Origin of the sequence: Borrelia coriaceae, from assembly GCF_023035295.1 — a bacterium.
Lineage (GTDB): Bacteria > Spirochaetota > Spirochaetia > Borreliales > Borreliaceae > Borrelia > Borrelia coriaceae.
In genome coordinates this window covers 145293-161264 of the sequence record NZ_CP075076.1, presented here as the reverse complement: position 1 = coordinate 161264, position 15972 = coordinate 145293, and the positions used below count along the sequence as shown (strand labels likewise).

The window sequence follows — 15972 nt, the reverse complement described above, 5'->3', positions numbered from 1 at the left end:
CTCATTGTGCTAGTTTAATTGTATAATAAATTTATCAAAAGAAGATTGATTGATCAAGGAATGGCCATGTTTTTGATTATGTTTTTTATAGCTTATGCTCTTTTTTCAGAAGAAATTTATTATAGATCTGTTGGTTATGATCTTAATTATAAAATAGTCGGTAGATATGAGATCAGTAAGGAAGATGCAGAAGAAGAATGTGGATATAGATTTACTTATGATAATAGTAAGCTTGTATGTATTGATTATATTGGCAAACTTAGTATTTTAATTCCTTCTTTTTTTGGTGCACATAAGATCAAAATAGAACATTCTGAGGGTATGGAAAGGAGGTCATTTTTAAATGGGGATTTTGCTTTTAAGAATTTAGAAGATGTTTATATTGAACAGATAGAGTACTTTTCAAATGGCAGACCGAAAAGTATTTTTAATTATAATAAATCTAATGAGATTATAAAGGATAAACATGGGGTTGCTTATTATCATTTTATTTATAATGATGATAGTAGTTTTTGTGTTTATAGATTTAATGAGGTTGGTTTTCAGATTAAAGATTTAAATAATGTGTATTATACTAAAATTACTTATAATGATTCTGATCGTACAAAAACGGTTTTATACTATGATGATAAAAACTATAATATAAAGGCTAAAAATGGAATATATGGTTTTAGATTAACTTATGATAGTGCCCATAATCTTGTAAAAGAAGAGTATTTAGATTCGGTATTTTCTTTATATGCAAATCCTTTTTCCGTTGCAATCAAGACATATCGTTATGATTTGGACGGTAAGCTTATTGAAGTTCTAAATTATGATATTCAAAATAACTTAACTCCTGATGAGAATAATGTAGCAATATATAGATATGAGTATAATTTAAAAGAAAGAGACTCTTTTTATAAAGAATATAATTATGATGCTAATAATAATTTAACTGTTAGTCAAGATGGTTATGCTATGAGAAAAACCATCTTGTACATACAAAATAATGAAAAAAGGATAATAAACTATAGTAACAGAATAAATAAAAATTATAATAGTGATATTCCTGCTAGTTATGAAGAGAAATATGAGATAATGGATGATTTTAAGGGTATTGCCGTTTATAGTTATAAATATGATAATAAATTTTATTTAATTGAAAATCTTTTCTTTGATAGAAATTTTAATTTAATCAGTGATTCCAATGGGGTGATGATTTATAAATATTTTTATAATAAGGATGGTCTTCTTAAATCTCAAGAGCATTATGGAGATTTTGATAATCCTATAGATGATTTTGCAGGTGTTTTTAGATATGAATTTGCATATGATACTAGTGGCAATTTGATTTTAAAGAGTAACTATTCTAATAGCGGTGTTTTGGTAGCAGATCGGAGTGCTATTTTTGAGTATGCTTATGAATATGATAAACAAAATAGACTTATTAGTCAGAAAAATTTTGGTAATCTGGGCCAATTACAAGATGATATTCACGGTGTTAGTATGTATAGATATGAGTACAATAAATTTGGCAAGCTTTCAAAGAAAACAAATTATGGTCCAGATTTAAGGTTAAGAGATGATATTGGAGGTGTTTCGGTTTATAAGTGGATTTATGATAGTAAAGGAAATTTAGTTGATTTTCAGAAATTTGATTCTTTGGGTAATTTAATATAGATATTTTTTTTTCTCATATTTGCCAATCGAGCAAAGTATTTCGTATTTACTCATACCAGATTCTTGACTGAGTAAATCTAAGCTTAATCTTTCAGAAGTTATTTCTACTTTTTCTCCTATTTTGATTTTTAGATCTTTAGGTATTTCTACGATTGAGATGTTCATGCATATTTTTCCTCTAATGAAGCATTTTTGATCTTTTATTATGCAGTAAAAATTGTTAGATGTATTTTGTGGGATTCCATCGAAATATCCAATTGGCAAAAGTCCTATTTGCATATCTTCTTTTGCAGTGAATAAACCAGAGTATGATATTTGCTCTCCCTTTTTTACGTTTTTAATAAATATGATTTTTGAATATAGATTTAGTACTGGTTTGAGTTGCAAGTTGTTGTTTAAGCTATTTGAGTTTGGATAATATCCATATAAGATAAGTCCTGGTCTTACCATATTAAATTGTTCATTTATTGTATAGTTTACTATGTGTTCTGAGTTGGAAGCATGGATAAATTTTGGATTTATATTTTTTATCTTAAGTTCATTTATAAAATGAATAAATTTTTCAATTTGTGCTTGAGTAATCTTTGTGTTTTCTGTTGTTGGTAAATGTGTGCAAATTCCTTCAAATTCTACTAATTTTGAATTTTGAATTTGAATTGCTAGATTAAGTGCGTTTTCTATTTTAGTTCCATATCTATTCATTCCAACGTCAACTTTCAAATGAATTTTTATTTTTTTATTTTGTTTTCTACATTCTTGTTCTATTAGTGATAAATATTGAGAGTCAGCAACAAAGGGTGTAATGTTGAATTTAACTAAGTTTTTTATTGCACTCTTGTCTGTGTTAATGTAGAGTAGTATATTTGCGTCTTTTTCAATTTTTTTAAGCTTTAAAGCCTCATCTATCCAAAAAAGGCCAAAATAATTTACCCCTTTTGCTTTTAAGAATTTGAATGTCTGAATAAGTCCATGCCCATAAGCATCTGATTTAAGTGTGGCTATTAATTCTCTTTGTTGAATATAATTTTTAATTGAGATTAGATTATGTTCTAGATTTTTGAGGTTTATTATGATTTCTTTGTTTTTAGTCATTCTGTATATTATACTACACCTGTATATAGGTGAAATTGACAATAAAGTTTTAGTTTCGTTAAATTTACGTATACTTGCTTACTCTTTTGATTTTACAAGTATTGAGACATATTGTATATTTTGCTGTTTGTTTATAAATCAATCTAGTTTTTTTACATTTATCTAAATTATTCTTTTTATTTTATTATCTTATTTTTTAGAATTGTAATTGCATTGCGTAAATTATCTTTTAAAGGAAAGGAACTTTTGGGGCAAAAAAATGAATTGCTCCAATAATTAATGCTAAAATTCCTATTAATTTTTTATTGCTTTCGATTAAAGATTTGAATTTTTCATATTCTTTATTATTTTGGAGGTTTATAGGCATTTTTTGGCTTAAGAAAAGGATAAAACCAATGAAAAATAGGCTGATAGCAGGTAATAAATTTCCAATTATTGGCAAGTCATAGGGTATGATTATTTCAAATATGCTGGCTATTAAAAATATTGTGCCAAAAATGCTTCTTACATTTTTGTTATTGTTGATTAAATGTATAAATGCTTCAAAGATGACTAAGCCCTTAAATCGTTCTACTAAAAGTGGGAATGCTAGTACTATTCCTCCCAAAATATTAAGTAAAACAGATATAAAATATATTTGTAACATTTCTTATCCTCCAAGCTTTAATCTTTTACTATAATATGCCTCATCGCCTCTGTGATTTATTAGTATTATATTTAATAAACTCTCATTTCTGTATGCAACATTAGTATATAATGTATAATGAATCTTGTCTATGTAAATCATATTATTTTCAATGAGTTTATTGTCTAAATATACTTCTATATTGGATTTGCCTAGGTCTTTTATGTTATTATTTTGAATATTAATTTTGATATATAGGTTTTTATTTTTTATTTTGTGTTCTATTGTGAGAGTAGGTTTGTATTTATGCTCCAATTTTTGTAATTTGGGAATTAATACAACTTTGATAATAATTAGCATTATGACAAGAATTATTCCAAGAGTTAGATGTTTTTTTATCCTTTGTTTATGATTGTTGTGTATTTGATATTTGTAATTCTTGTTTTTCATAGATGTTGATTTTAATTATTTTATAGTTTAAGTAAAGTATTTAAGTTCCACCAGTAGACGCTGACCCCACTTTTTGCGCCATAAAGTATGCTAAGTATGCCGTCTTTAGATAGGCTTTCAGCAAGAAATTTAAGGTTTGTTGGTTCAATTAAGACCATTTGTTCTTTTATTTTTCCTTTACTGTCCAATTTCCATATTAAGGTGTTAGATAGATTTTTCATGTTGGTCGATGCTATGATTTTATCTTTTAGAATTCCAATGATATTGATGAAACTTTCTTGTTGATCATTTAATAAATTTTGGGGTAATGTGATTTTATTTTTTATTTCAAATTCTTTATGTTTATTTAAACTTATTGTATAAAAATATTGATTTTTGATCTTCACTCCAAGATCGTTAATGTTTTCATTGGTTCTAATATTTTCATAGTAAGTTGTCTTTACGTAAATGATTTTTTTATTTACTTCAAAAAATACTTTGTCTATTGATATATTATATTTTTTTCTCTCTTCTTCTGGTATTTGTAATATGTTTGTATTTACATAAATCTTATAAAGTGGGGAGAGAGCCCTATCGTAGGAGTATATTATATATCCTTCATGATATATAGTTATTATTGCTATGTTGTTTCCGTCGTCAATATTGATATCATAGACTTGTGGAAATGGCGTTCCATTTCGTCCTTCTTGTCCTAAGATTTCTACAGATGAATCTTTATTTAAAATAAATATTCGTGTAGAATATGCTATGTTTTCTTTCTCATCGAATTTAGATTTATGATCATCTAGTCTATCTGATACTACGATAAAGTCTTTTGATGGGTATATTGTCTGAATATTTTCAAAATCTACTTTTTTGATTTTAAGGTTGGAATTTGTTTGAAATATGCCATTTTGATAAGTTTGAATTAATTTTCCATAAGAATTAAAAATCATGAGTTTATTTGCTTTAACTTCTACAATATATACAAGTCCGTTGTATGTTTTAATGTCAAAGCTTGAATTAGTAAATTTGTTTGCAAGTGGTGTTATTTCGCCAGGTAATGTTCCAAATGGTATTTTGAATTGCTCTTCTCCAAGTTCGTTTAAAGTTTTGATATTACATGATATAATAATAACCAATAGACTTAAATGAATTTTATAAAACTTTTTCATATTTTAGATGTTATTATTTTAAATGGTTGAAAGTCAATTATTTTAGGAGAATTGATACCTGATATGTTAAGAGCAATATTTGAAGCAACTATTGGTTCAAAAAGTAAAAGGGATCTGAAGAATTATCTGCCTGTTTTGAGGAATATTAATAAGCTTGAGTCTTGGGCATTGTCTTTGTTAGATAAAGATTTTGCTATGGAAACAGAAAAATTGAGAGGTGAACTTAAGGAGGGTAAAACCTTAGATGATATTTTAGAGAGAGCGTTTGCGCTTTCAAGGGAAGCTGCCAGAAGGCGCCTTAAGGAGAGACCTTATGATGTGCAACTTATTGCTGGGCTTGCGCTTCATCAGGGCAAAATAATAGAGATGAAGACGGGGGAAGGTAAAACTTTATCTTCAGTACAAGCCGCTTACCTTAATAGTTTAACAGGTGATGGTGTTATTATTGTTACGGTTAATGATTATCTTGCAGAGCGTGATTCAAATTGGATGAAGCCGGTTTTTGATCTTTTAGGAGTTAGTGTTGGGGTTGTACTATCAAATATGGATTCTGCTAGAAGGCGGGCGGAATACGATAAGGATATTACTTATGTTACCAATAATGAGCTTGGATTTGATTATTTGAGAGATAACATGTGCTTTGATTTATCTCAAAAGTCTCTAAGGGATTTTAGTTATTGTATTATCGATGAGATTGATTCTATTTTAATTGATGAGGCTAGAACTCCTTTAATTATTTCAGGTTCTACTGAAGGAGATACTAGCGCTTATCTTGAGGTCAATTCCCTTGTCCCGCTCTTAAAGGAGTGTTCTAAAGATCCCAAAACAGGAGATTATCCTTTAGAGATTGATGAACTTGATGGTGATTATACTGTTGATGAGAAGGGTAAGAGAGTATCTTTTACGGCGAATGGTTTAAATAATTTAGAACAAATTTTGGTGTCAAAAGGTATAATTAAGGGTTCTATGTATGTTGATTCTAATTTTAATTATGTTCATTACATGACTCAAGCATTAAAGGCCCATTTACTTTTTTTAAAAGACAGGGAATATATTGTTAGGGATTCTAGAGTCGAGATTGTTGATGAGTTTACAGGTCGTATTTTGCAAGGACGTAGATATTCTGATGGGTTACATCAGGCTATTGAGGCTAAGGAAGGTGTTAAGGTTGCAAGTGAGAATAGAACTATGGCAACAATTACATTCCAAAATTTATTTAGGATGTTTAAGAAAATTTCTGGAATGACTGGTACGGCTGATACAGAGGCAAAAGAATTTCATAAAATATATAATCTTGATGTTGTAGTTGTTCCTACTAATAAATTGGTAGCAAGAATAGATGAGGATGATATTATTTATTACACTGAAGAATTTAAGTTTGAGGCAATTACTAATGAGGTTTATGAAGCTTATAAGAGAGGGCAACCTGTGCTTGTTGGGACTGTTTCTATTGAAAAATCTGAGATTTTGTCAAATATGTTTAAAAATAAAGGTATTAAACATGAAGTTTTAAACGCAAAAAATCATTTTCGTGAGGCTTTAATTATTGCTGAAGCAGGAGCAAAACATTCCATTACAATTGCTACTAATATGGCTGGACGTGGTACTGATATTAAGCTTGGTGGGAATCTTGAACATCGGGTTCGTAAGAAGTTTGGAACCGGTATGAGTCTTGAAGAGTTTCAAAAAGCTATTCAGAATGAGCGAGAAGAGTATCTTAAGGATTATGAGGAAGTGAAAGCTCTTGGTGGTCTTTATGTTATTGGTAGTGAGCGTCATGAATCAAGAAGAATAGACAATCAGCTGAGGGGGCGAGGAGGAAGACAGGGAGATCCTGGTCGATCAAGATTTTATGTGTCCCTTGACGATGATTTGATGCGGCTTTTTGCAGGTGATAATTTGAGAGCTTTGATGGGCAGGCTTGGAATGGCAACAGGTGAGCCTCTTGCACATTCTTTGTTAACAAAATCTTTAATTAATGCACAAAAGCGAGTAGAAGATAGGAATTTTGAGATTAGAAAGCATCTTTTAGAGTATGATGATGTTATAACAAAACATAGAGAGTTTATTTATTCTCAAAGAAATTCAATTCTTGTTGATAGTAATCTTAAGGAACGTATTCTGCTCTCTTTAAGAGAATATCTTGATTTCTTATTTGATCAAGTTAAAGGAGAAATAGTTGTAAGTTCTGTACTAAATGAGATAAATTCTGTTTTTGCTTATATGATGGAGAGTGTTGGCGCTGTTGAATCCATGAGTATTTTAGAATTGAAAGATAAGTTAATGGAAATTGCAAAGTCTAATTTAGATGAAAAAGAAGAGTTAATTGGACATGAACTTTTGAATGAATTTTTAAAACATGAGTATTTAAGAAATATTGATTCTAAGTTTCAAGATCATCTTGCAAATCTTGATTCTTTAAGAGAGTCAGTTTATTTGAGATCTTATGCTAATAAAAATCCAATTACTGAGTATAAGGAAGAAGGTTTTGCAATTTTTAATGAGCTTGTTAAGGATATTAAGATTGAAACTTTGAAGCGAACTTTGCAGATAAAAGTTGATATTGATTCTAGTAGTCATGAAAATAAGAAAATTAAGAATATTCGTGCTACTCATAAGGAGTTTTCTGGTATTGCGTCTTCAGAGAGGGCTACTAATGTGTCAGGAGTGCAAATAGTTAGAAATACTCCTAAAATTGGAAGGAATGATCCCTGTTCTTGTGGCAGTGAAAAAAAATATAAAAATTGTCATGGAAGAAAATGACAAGGAGGATTTTATGTTTAAATTACCAGAACTTAGTTATGCTTATGATGCTTTAGAACCGTATATTGATGCTCAAACAATGGAAATTCATCATAGTAAACATCATAATGCTTATACAGTAAATTTAAATTCTGTTCTTGAAAAGACAGAATTAAATTGTTCTAAGGATATTGAAAGTATATTAAAAAATATTCATCGATTTCCTAAAGAATTCCAAGCAACTATCAGAAATAATGCTGGTGGATATTCTAATCATAATTTATATTTTAGAACTTTGAAACCTGGCAGTAAAGATAATATTTTAGAGAGTTTTGAAGAACATGTTAATATGACTTTTGGCAGTCTTGATAATCTTAAGGTAGCTTTAAAAGAGTCAGCTATGAGTATTTTTGGGAGTGGTTGGGCTTGGCTAGTTCTGCATGCAAATAGAGAATTACAAGTAATATCAAGGTCAAATCAGGACAGCCCTTTAATGGAGGACTATAAGCCTATTTTAGGTATTGATGTTTGGGAACATGCTTATTACCTTAAATATCAAAATAGAAGAGTTGAATATATCGATGCTTTCTTTAAGGCTTTAAATTGGGAAGAAGTTTCAAGAGTTTATAATGAAATCATAGAATAATTTCATTATAAAATGTTTTATAAGCTGAGCTTAAAGGCAATTTCTTCCTTGTACTTAGGTTATGTGTTTGTATTTATTTGCCTTAAGAAATCATGATGACACTTTTATATATCGTTGTTGAAATTATTTTTTTCAATGTCATTGAAGTATTTTACTGTTCCGACTTTTAATTCATATGTTGCAGATTCATCTGATACTATAATTGCACTTTTATGTAATTGCAGAGCACTGATTGTCCACATGTGATTAATTCCTTTTTCAATAGCGTGTTTTAATGCTCTTGCTTTGTTGTATCCATTTACTATAATCATCACTTCTTTTGAATCCATAATTGTTCCCACTCCTACTGTTAATGAACTTTTAGGAACTTTATTAATATCATTTTCAAAGAACCTTGAGTTTGCAATAATTGTGTCTTGAGTTAGAGTTTTAATTCTTGTTCTTGATTTTAATGACGATCCAGGTTCATTAAAGGCAATATGGCCATCAGGTCCAATACCTCCTACAAAAAGTCTAATACCACCGTAAGATTTAATTTTGTTCTCGTATTCCTCACATTCATTTATAAGATTGATAGCATTACCATTTAATATATGTACATTTTCTTTTTTTATATCTATGTGTGAGAAGAAATTGTTCCACATAAATGAATGATAGCTTTCAGGATGATTTTTATCTAACCCTATGTATTCGTCCATGTTAAACGTGACTACATTTTCAAATGAAATTTTTCCAAGTTTATTCATTTCAATTAAATTTTTATACATTCCCATTGGTGAGCTACCCGTTGGGAGCCCTAAAATAAATGGTTTTTCTTTTGTTGGTGAAAATTCTTTTATTCTTATGGCTACATGATTAGCAGCCCATTTTGAAATGTCATTATAGTTAGGTCTAATGATTAATCTCATTTATTTCTCCTTGTATTGATAAATGAATAAAATCAAAGTTTATTGAAAATTATTTTTGATTCTATCATGGTTAATTTTAAATCTAAGTCTTTGTCAAGGACATTTATATTTGCATCATAACCATGGCATATTAATCCTTTTTTTTCAAGATTAATTATCCTTGTTGGATTGTATGAGCTTGCTTGAATAGCGTCGCTTAAACTGTATCCAAACTCTACTAGATTTTTAATGCCTTGTATCATTGTGAGTGCGGAGCCTGCTATTGTATCATTTTCTACGATGTGAAATAATCCGTCTTTTTTAAGGTACACTTCTTCTCCATTAGCTATTAGTTTTCCAGATGGTTGTAGTGTTGGTGTAAGTCCATCAGTTACAAGGACCAATTTGCTTATGTCTTTAAGTTTTCTCAGCATTAGAACGAGTTTTGGATGAATATGATGTCCGTCAGCTATAATTTCACAAGATACATCTCCATGAATTAAGGTAGCGCCTATTGCATTTGGATTTCTGTGATCAAGTTTTGACATTGCGTTGAAAAAGTGTGTTGTATGTAGTATGCCTACTTGGAACCCTTCAATCATATTTTCATATTTTGCATTGGTATGCCCTGCTTGGAGTGTGATGTTGTTTTCCATGCAAAACATTGCAAGTTCTCTCATGCCCTTAAGTTCGGGTGCGACTGTCATTGTTGCAATATTTGTTTTTTTCCTCCCAAAAGAATCTGTAAAGGTTCCCCCTGCGGCTTCTATGAATTTTTTCATGATTTCAATGCTTGGTTTTTGAAGATAAGAGGTCCGATGTGCGCCTTTTTTTTCAGGAGAGAAGAATGGTCCTTCAAGATGAAGTCCTAAAATTTTTGCACCCTTTTCTTTGCCTATTGCTTCGGTACATGCTTTGATTGTTGCAATCATTTCTTCAGTTGGACGTGGGTAAAGTGTCGGTAGAAATCCTACTACTCCATACTCTGCTAAATATTTTGACATTTGAAGTATTGAGTTTGTTGAACATTGGTCTGTTCCGTAGCCATAAAATCCATGTATGTGATTATCATAAAGGCCAGGTGTTATGTAGTTACCCTTAACATCAATCATTTCATAGTCTTGTAGGTCAATTTTTTCAAGTCTATCAGCTGTTACTATGTCAAAGATTGTATTATCCTTAACAAGGACCGCTGAATTGTCTATTTTATCATTTCCGGTTAGTACGGATTTTGAATTGAATAAACAAAAATTTGGCATATTGATTCTCCTATAAACCTAAATTTTACTATAAGCAAATATCTTTTTTAAAGATGCTTAGTTTTTTGTTTGTCTTATAATGAGATATTTTTCGTTAATTTTAGAATAGTACATGATTTTGTGTGTAATAATTTATATTTTTTATGTTAAACTTTTTAATTAAGAGGTGTTGTAATGTCTTCTGGATTTTTTGTTCCAGGTTTAGATAGTAAATATAATATTAAAGAAATCCGTGAGTCTATACTTAAGCCTGATAAGGCTAAAGTAGATGAATCTGTAAAAAAGCTTGAGCATTTAGAGCAAGAGAAACGTGCTTGGCAAATAATTAATAAGAAGGTTTCTACTTTAAATTCAATTGCCAAGCAAATTACCTCTATTAATAGTCCTTTTAATTATATGTCAGGTAATTCTGGTAATGATGATGTTCTTTCTTTATCTGCTCGCTATGGAGCTAAAAATGAAACTTATAAAATTGATGTTAATCAGGTAGCAAGTTCTGATATTTTTTTATCTTCTAATTTTAAACAAAAGGAAATTAATATTCCTGTAGGAGATTATGTATTTTTAGTTGGCGATAAAGAGATTAAAATTAGAAATAATGGAGATATTGAATCCCTTGTTAAGGATATTAATAATCGAGGTAAGGGGTTTTTGTCTGCTAAACTTGTGAAGAGTGATAGTGCTGGAAATAATAGGCTGATTTTAAGGTCTTTAAAGGAAGGTGAGAATAATAGACTTATTATGAAAGATGCAGCTTTAAAACTTGCTAAGCAGATAGGTATTTTAAGTGAACTTACAACAAATTTTAGTCCAAGTTTATCAGAAATTGTGAGTACTCAACAAAATAGTATGAATAGAATTTCTTTTGATGATGGTGACGTTGTATTAGAGCCTCTCTCAGAGATTGCAATAGATATCCCAGAGAATATTGAAATTAGCAGTAGAAGTAAAATTAGATTTGAGATTAAATATTATGATACAGATAATAAGGGTATTTTAAGCGAAATTGTTTTTAATCCTGGAGAAGCTACATTTGAGGGTGCCAAGGTTGAAGGTGAGGATAGCATCATTGATCTTGAATTTGATAGTAAGCCTCTTTTGAGAGAAAAGCAGTATATTCAGATGAATATGATTAAAATTCATAATGGTAAGGATTCTTTGGAATTACCTCCAATAAATGTTGCAAGTGATTTTGAAAAAGTTGAGGTTGACATTGGTGCACTGTCAGATCTACAAGAGATCAATATCGAAAATAAAGTTAATAATAAAGTTTTTGTTGTTCGTAATATTGAAATTTTTGATCCAAAAAATAGAGATGGTTACTTGCCAATAAATGCCAAGAGTTTTGCAGAAAATGCAAAAATTAAGTTTGATGGAGTTGATGTTGAGCGTGATTCAAATGTTATTAATGATTTAATTCCGAATGTTACATTGAATTTAAAACAAGCATCAGATGATACTATTGTTGTTCGAGTTGAGCCTGATTACGAGGGGATAAAAAAACTTTTGTTAGATTTTTTGATAGCTTATAATGCGGTTTTAGCTGAAATTAATATTGTAGGTTTAAATGAGGCTAATTTGGATGGTCAAAAATCAGATTTACTTGAGGAATGGACTTATTTAACAGAAGATGAAAGGGAAGAGGCTTATAAAAATTTAGGAATACTTAGAGCTGAGCTTACATTAAGAAATATTAAATCAAGATTAGAATCAATAATGTTTAATGCTTACAGGACCAATGATCCTAATTTTTCAATTATTAATCAAATAGGGGTATTTACTAAGTCTATGTCTTCTTCAGGAGGTCTTTCACGTTATTTAGACCTTGATGATAAAAAATTTAATGAGATACTACAAAACAATATGAGTTCAGTTAAGGAACTCTTTGCAGTTGATTTTAATGATGACCGCATTTATGATGATGGGCTTGCTAAGATGCTTGGTGATTATTTATCTCCTTTAATAAGTGCTGGAGGATTTATTTATAATAAGATAAGAAATTATGATATTAAAATTCCCAATGAGAAAAATGTGGTTGAAGATTATAAAAAAAAGTATGAAGAGAAAGAAAAGAAAGTTGAAGGGGAACTTAATACTTTAGATTTCACTGTAAAGCGGATGAAGGAACAAGAGGAAATTCTTAAATCTTTAAATTTGAATAGGGGAAGGTAATAAATTTAAATTAATATTGTATTTATTTTTTTCTTGTTTTTGTGATATCCTTTTAAAGAGACAAATGGATTTGTCAAAAATGTTAAAAAAACTATATTAATTTGTCACGGAGGAAATGATATATGATCATAAATCATAATACGTCAGCTATAAATGCTTCAAGAAATAATAGCATTAATGCTGCTAATCTTAGCAAAACTCAAGAAAAACTTTCTAGTGGGTATAGAATTAATCGTGCATCTGATGATGCTGCTGGTATGGGTGTTGCTGGAAAGATTAATGCTCAAATTAGAGGATTATCTCAGGCTTCTAGAAATACTTCAAAGGCTATAAATTTTATTCAAACAACAGAAGGAAATTTGGATGAAGTAGAGAAAGTATTAGTAAGAATGAAAGAACTTGCTGTTCAGTCTGGTAATGGTACATATTCAGATGCAGACAGAGGTTCTATTCAAATTGAGATTGAGCAACTTACAGATGAAATTAACAGAATTTCTGATCAAGCTCAATACAATCAAATGCATATGTTGTCTAATAAATCAGCTGCTGAGAATGTAAAAACAGCTGAAGAGCTTGGAATGCAACCTGCAAAAATTAACACACCAGCATCATTAGCTGGCTCACAAGCTTCATGGACATTGAGAGTACAAGTGGGAGCAAATCAGGACGAAGCAATTGCTGTTAATATTTTTGCATCTAATATTGCAAATCTTTTTGCAGGTGAAGGTGCTCAGCCTGCTGTAGCTGAAGGTGCACAAGAAGAAGGAGTTCAAGCTGGACAAGGTGCAGTAGCAGCTCCAGCTCAAGGTGGAGTTAATTCTCCAATTAATGTTACAACTGCTGTTGATGCTAATATATCACTTGCAAAGATAGAGGATGCTATCAGAATGGTAACTGATCAAAGAGCAAATCTCGGTGCTTTCCAAAACAGGCTTGAGTCTATTAAGGATAGCACAGAATATGCTATTGAAAATTTAAAAGCATCTTATGCTCAAATTAAAGATGCAACAATGACAGATGAAGTTGTGGCATCTACAACTAGCAGCATTTTGACACAATCTGCGATGGCTATGATTGCACAAGCTAATCAAGTGCCTCAATATGTATTATCATTACTTAGATAAATTTTATTTTTTGGATAAGGGTCTTTTAGCAGACCCTTATTTTTATTTGTGTCAATCAAAATTCTGATATTTTAGTATAATTAATATTGATTTATGTATAGTTATAATGTTTTCATGTTAGGAGTTTTTTTTGTCTAAGGCTAGTGTTAAAGTCAGAAACCTTTATAAAACATTTTCTTATAATCAAAATAAAAAACAAATAGTTAAAGCTATAAAGAGTTATGAGAGTGGTAAAAATAGAGCTGACATTTACAAAGAATCCTCTGTGTTTATTGCAAATGCAAATATCAGTCTTGATGTGTATGAGAATGAAATTTTAGTTATTATGGGTATGTCAGGTTGTGGCAAATCTACTTTTGTTAGATGTTTGAATGGTATACATAAAATAGATTCTGGTTCGATTTTGGTTGATAATATTGAAATGAATGATATTAATCAAAAAGATCTCTCTGCTTTAAGAAAAGATAAATTTGCCATGGTTTTTCAGAATTTTGGACTTTTTCCACATATGAATGTTTTAAGGAATGTGACTTATGGACTTGAAGTTAAGAATGTTCCTAAAAAAGTTAGGATTCAACGAGCACTTGATATTTTAACTCTTGTGGGTCTTGAAGATTCTAAATATAAATATATAAATGAGCTTTCAGGTGGGATGAAGCAGAGAGTAGGCATAGCGCGAGCTTTAGTAGTTAATCCGGATATCCTTTTAATGGATGAAGCTTTTTCAGCTCTTGATCCTTTAATTAGGGGTGAAATGCAAAGTGAGCTTTTAAAGTTGGTAGACAAATTAAAAAAGACGGTAGTATTTATTACTCATGATTTAATTGAAGCTTTTAAATTGGGCAATAGAATTGCTTTTATGAAAGATGGTGAGATTGTTCAGGTAGGTAGACCCTTGGAAATATTAAGAGATCCTAGAACAGATTTTATAGCTAATTTTATTAAAAATCTTCCCGTTTTAAATATTTTAAAAATTAAAGATATTATTAAAATGGATTTTTCTCTTAGCGGTGATGTTGGTAAATTTAATGTGATTCTTGAAAAAGAAAGTGATAATTTCAGTTTGTATGATGTGTCTATTAATAAAAAATCTAGTAATCTTGTTTCTTTAAATTTAGGTTTAGGTGATGAGATTAAAAGTGTGGTTAAATATTTAAATAAACTGGATTATTTAATTGTAAAAGGTCAACAAGATGATATTATTGGATATATTGATTTAGGGGAGATTGCTAACTTATTGGCAAGATAGTTATTTATGAGTAGAGATTTTATAGTTGCTAATATAGATAAGGCTTTTAATTTTTTAGTTGACAATTTTTCAAATTCTAGTGGTATAGGGTTTGTAAATGTTGTAATTTTTTTTTACGACAGCTTGAAAAAATTGTTTCTTTTGATTAATCCTGTTTTTTTTATTATTATAATTTGTGTTTTGAGCTTTTTATTTTTAAAGAAAAGATTAGCGCTTTTGATTATGTTAGGATTTTGTTTTATTTTGTATTTTAATCTTTGGGAAGTGTCAATGGATACAATATCGATTATTTTTGTGTCTGTATTTTTTTCGGTAATTTGGGGAATTTCAATAGGTATTTTAGGTGGGTATTATTCAAAGTTTTATGTATTTTTAAAGCCATTGCTTGATTTGATGCAGGCGATGCCTCCGTTTATTTATTTAATACCGGCTATACCTTTTTTTGGTATGGGTACATCTTCAGCTATTTTTGCTACAATAATTTTTGCAATGCCTCCAGTTATTAGGTATACAAGATTAGGGATTGTTCAAGTTCCAGGTGAAGTTATTGAGGCTGCAAAATCTTTTGGAAGTAGTAATATTCGTATTCTTTTTCAGATTCAGTTACCATTAGCTCTTCAAAGCATAATAGAGGGAATTAATCAGTCAATAATGATGGCTATATCTATGATAGTAATTGCGGCAATGGTTGGTTCATCAGGGCTTGGCAGAACTGTGATATATTCTGTTGAGAGGTTGCATTTTGGTGAAGGCTTAATATCTGGATTAGCTGTTGTGGTAATAGCTATTATTTTAGATAGGATCATGCAGGCTATTTTTATTAAATTTAGTTACTTAAACACTGATAATTATGGAGGAAAAAAAGAAAATAAGTTCAAGAGATTTTTAGAAATGTATAATAAATAATATT

The 15972-nt window shown here is 29.8% G+C and carries 13 protein-coding genes; 7 read left to right on the top strand and 6 right to left on the bottom strand.

The genetic code is table 11. The annotated features are described in order from the left end of the window. Positions 1-66: 66 nt before the first annotated feature. Positions 67-1662: a hypothetical protein gene (locus bcCo53_RS00775; RefSeq protein WP_025407836.1), complete on the top strand. Its 1596-nt coding sequence runs from the start codon at positions 67-69 to the stop codon at positions 1660-1662. On the opposite strand, the gene alr is transcribed toward bcCo53_RS00775, so the two are convergent. From alr to bcCo53_RS00755, 4 genes are all read right to left on the bottom strand, one after another. Continuing rightward, a complete protein-coding gene (gene alr / locus bcCo53_RS00770) occupies positions 1654-2754 on the bottom strand; it encodes an alanine racemase (protein ID WP_028328159.1) in 1101 nt (366 codons plus the stop codon). The two genes, bcCo53_RS00775 and alr, sit on opposite strands and share 9 nt — an antisense overlap. 229 nt (positions 2755-2983) lie before the next feature. Next, positions 2984-3400, bottom strand: a complete 417-nt coding sequence (locus tag bcCo53_RS00765; protein WP_025407835.1) for a hypothetical protein — start codon at positions 3398-3400, stop codon at positions 2984-2986. Between the two features lie 3 nt (positions 3401-3403). Continuing rightward, complete coding sequence (locus bcCo53_RS00760) at positions 3404-3829, bottom strand: hypothetical protein (RefSeq protein ID WP_025407834.1); 426 nt, start codon at positions 3827-3829, stop codon at positions 3404-3406. Positions 3830-3849: 20 nt separating this feature from the next. Further along, positions 3850-4983 carry an LIC_12708 family protein gene (locus tag bcCo53_RS00755; protein ID WP_025407833.1) on the bottom strand — a complete coding sequence of 378 codons (1134 nt, stop codon included), beginning with the start codon at positions 4981-4983 and terminating at the stop codon, positions 3850-3852. A gap of 63 nt (positions 4984-5046) precedes the next feature. Here bcCo53_RS00755 and secA point away from each other — a divergent pair, with 63 nt between their 5' ends. Both secA and bcCo53_RS00745 read left to right on the top strand, forming a co-directional pair. Further along, the gene (gene secA, locus bcCo53_RS00750) at positions 5047-7746 is read left to right on the top strand and encodes a preprotein translocase subunit SecA (protein ID WP_025407832.1); all 2700 of its coding nucleotides are present in this window, start codon (positions 5047-5049) and stop codon (positions 7744-7746) included. A 13-nt stretch (positions 7747-7759) separates the two neighbouring features. Further along, positions 7760-8371: a superoxide dismutase gene (locus bcCo53_RS00745; protein WP_025407831.1), complete on the top strand. Its 612-nt coding sequence runs from the start codon at positions 7760-7762 to the stop codon at positions 8369-8371. Positions 8372-8475: 104 nt separating this feature from the next. Here bcCo53_RS00745 and nagB read toward each other — a convergent pair whose 3' ends face one another. Beyond that, the gene (gene nagB, locus bcCo53_RS00740) at positions 8476-9279 is read right to left on the bottom strand and encodes a glucosamine-6-phosphate deaminase (RefSeq protein ID WP_025407830.1); all 804 of its coding nucleotides are present in this window, start codon (positions 9277-9279) and stop codon (positions 8476-8478) included. 32 nt (positions 9280-9311) lie between these two features. Beyond that, positions 9312-10517 (bottom strand): N-acetylglucosamine-6-phosphate deacetylase, encoded by a 1206-nt coding sequence (gene nagA, locus bcCo53_RS00735; RefSeq protein WP_025407829.1) that lies wholly within the window; start codon positions 10515-10517, stop codon positions 9312-9314. Between the two features lie 174 nt (positions 10518-10691). On the opposite strand from nagA, the gene fliD reads away from it, so the two are divergent. From fliD to bcCo53_RS00715, 4 genes are all read left to right on the top strand, one after another. After that, a complete protein-coding gene (gene fliD / locus bcCo53_RS00730) occupies positions 10692-12689 on the top strand; it encodes a flagellar filament capping protein FliD (protein WP_025407828.1) in 1998 nt (665 codons plus the stop codon). A 122-nt stretch (positions 12690-12811) separates the two neighbouring features. After that, positions 12812-13813, top strand: a complete 1002-nt coding sequence (locus tag bcCo53_RS00725) for a flagellin N-terminal helical domain-containing protein (RefSeq protein WP_025407827.1) — start codon at positions 12812-12814, stop codon at positions 13811-13813. A 130-nt stretch (positions 13814-13943) separates the two neighbouring features. Then, positions 13944-15062 (top strand): ATP-binding cassette domain-containing protein, encoded by a 1119-nt coding sequence (locus bcCo53_RS00720; protein ID WP_025407826.1) that lies wholly within the window; start codon positions 13944-13946, stop codon positions 15060-15062. 6 nt (positions 15063-15068) lie between these two features. Beyond that, positions 15069-15968 (top strand): ABC transporter permease, encoded by a 900-nt coding sequence (locus bcCo53_RS00715; RefSeq protein ID WP_028328158.1) that lies wholly within the window; start codon positions 15069-15071, stop codon positions 15966-15968. Positions 15969-15972 lie beyond the last annotated feature (4 nt).

Bases quoted from the DNA above. Each gene is read 5' to 3' on its own strand.
- nagB (WP_025407830.1), bottom strand. From the start codon at position 9,279: ATGAGATTAATCATTAGACCTAACTATAATGACATTTCAAAATGGGCT.
- fliD (WP_025407828.1), top strand. From the start codon at position 10,692: ATGTCTTCTGGATTTTTTGTTCCAGGTTTAGATAGTAAATATAATATT.
- nagA (WP_025407829.1), bottom strand. From the start codon at position 10,517: ATGCCAAATTTTTGTTTATTCAATTCAAAATCCGTACTAACCGGAAAT.
- bcCo53_RS00745 (WP_025407831.1), top strand. From the start codon at position 7,760: ATGTTTAAATTACCAGAACTTAGTTATGCTTATGATGCTTTAGAACCG.
- bcCo53_RS00775 (WP_025407836.1), top strand. From the start codon at position 67: ATGTTTTTGATTATGTTTTTTATAGCTTATGCTCTTTTTTCAGAAGAA.
- bcCo53_RS00715 (WP_028328158.1), top strand. From the start codon at position 15,069: ATGAGTAGAGATTTTATAGTTGCTAATATAGATAAGGCTTTTAATTTT.
- secA (WP_025407832.1), top strand. From the start codon at position 5,047: ATGTTAAGAGCAATATTTGAAGCAACTATTGGTTCAAAAAGTAAAAGG.
- bcCo53_RS00725 (WP_025407827.1), top strand. From the start codon at position 12,812: ATGATCATAAATCATAATACGTCAGCTATAAATGCTTCAAGAAATAAT.
- bcCo53_RS00765 (WP_025407835.1), bottom strand. From the start codon at position 3,400: ATGTTACAAATATATTTTATATCTGTTTTACTTAATATTTTGGGAGGA.
- bcCo53_RS00755 (WP_025407833.1), bottom strand. From the start codon at position 4,983: ATGAAAAAGTTTTATAAAATTCATTTAAGTCTATTGGTTATTATTATA.
- alr (WP_028328159.1), bottom strand. From the start codon at position 2,754: ATGACTAAAAACAAAGAAATCATAATAAACCTCAAAAATCTAGAACAT.
- bcCo53_RS00760 (WP_025407834.1), bottom strand. From the start codon at position 3,829: ATGAAAAACAAGAATTACAAATATCAAATACACAACAATCATAAACAA.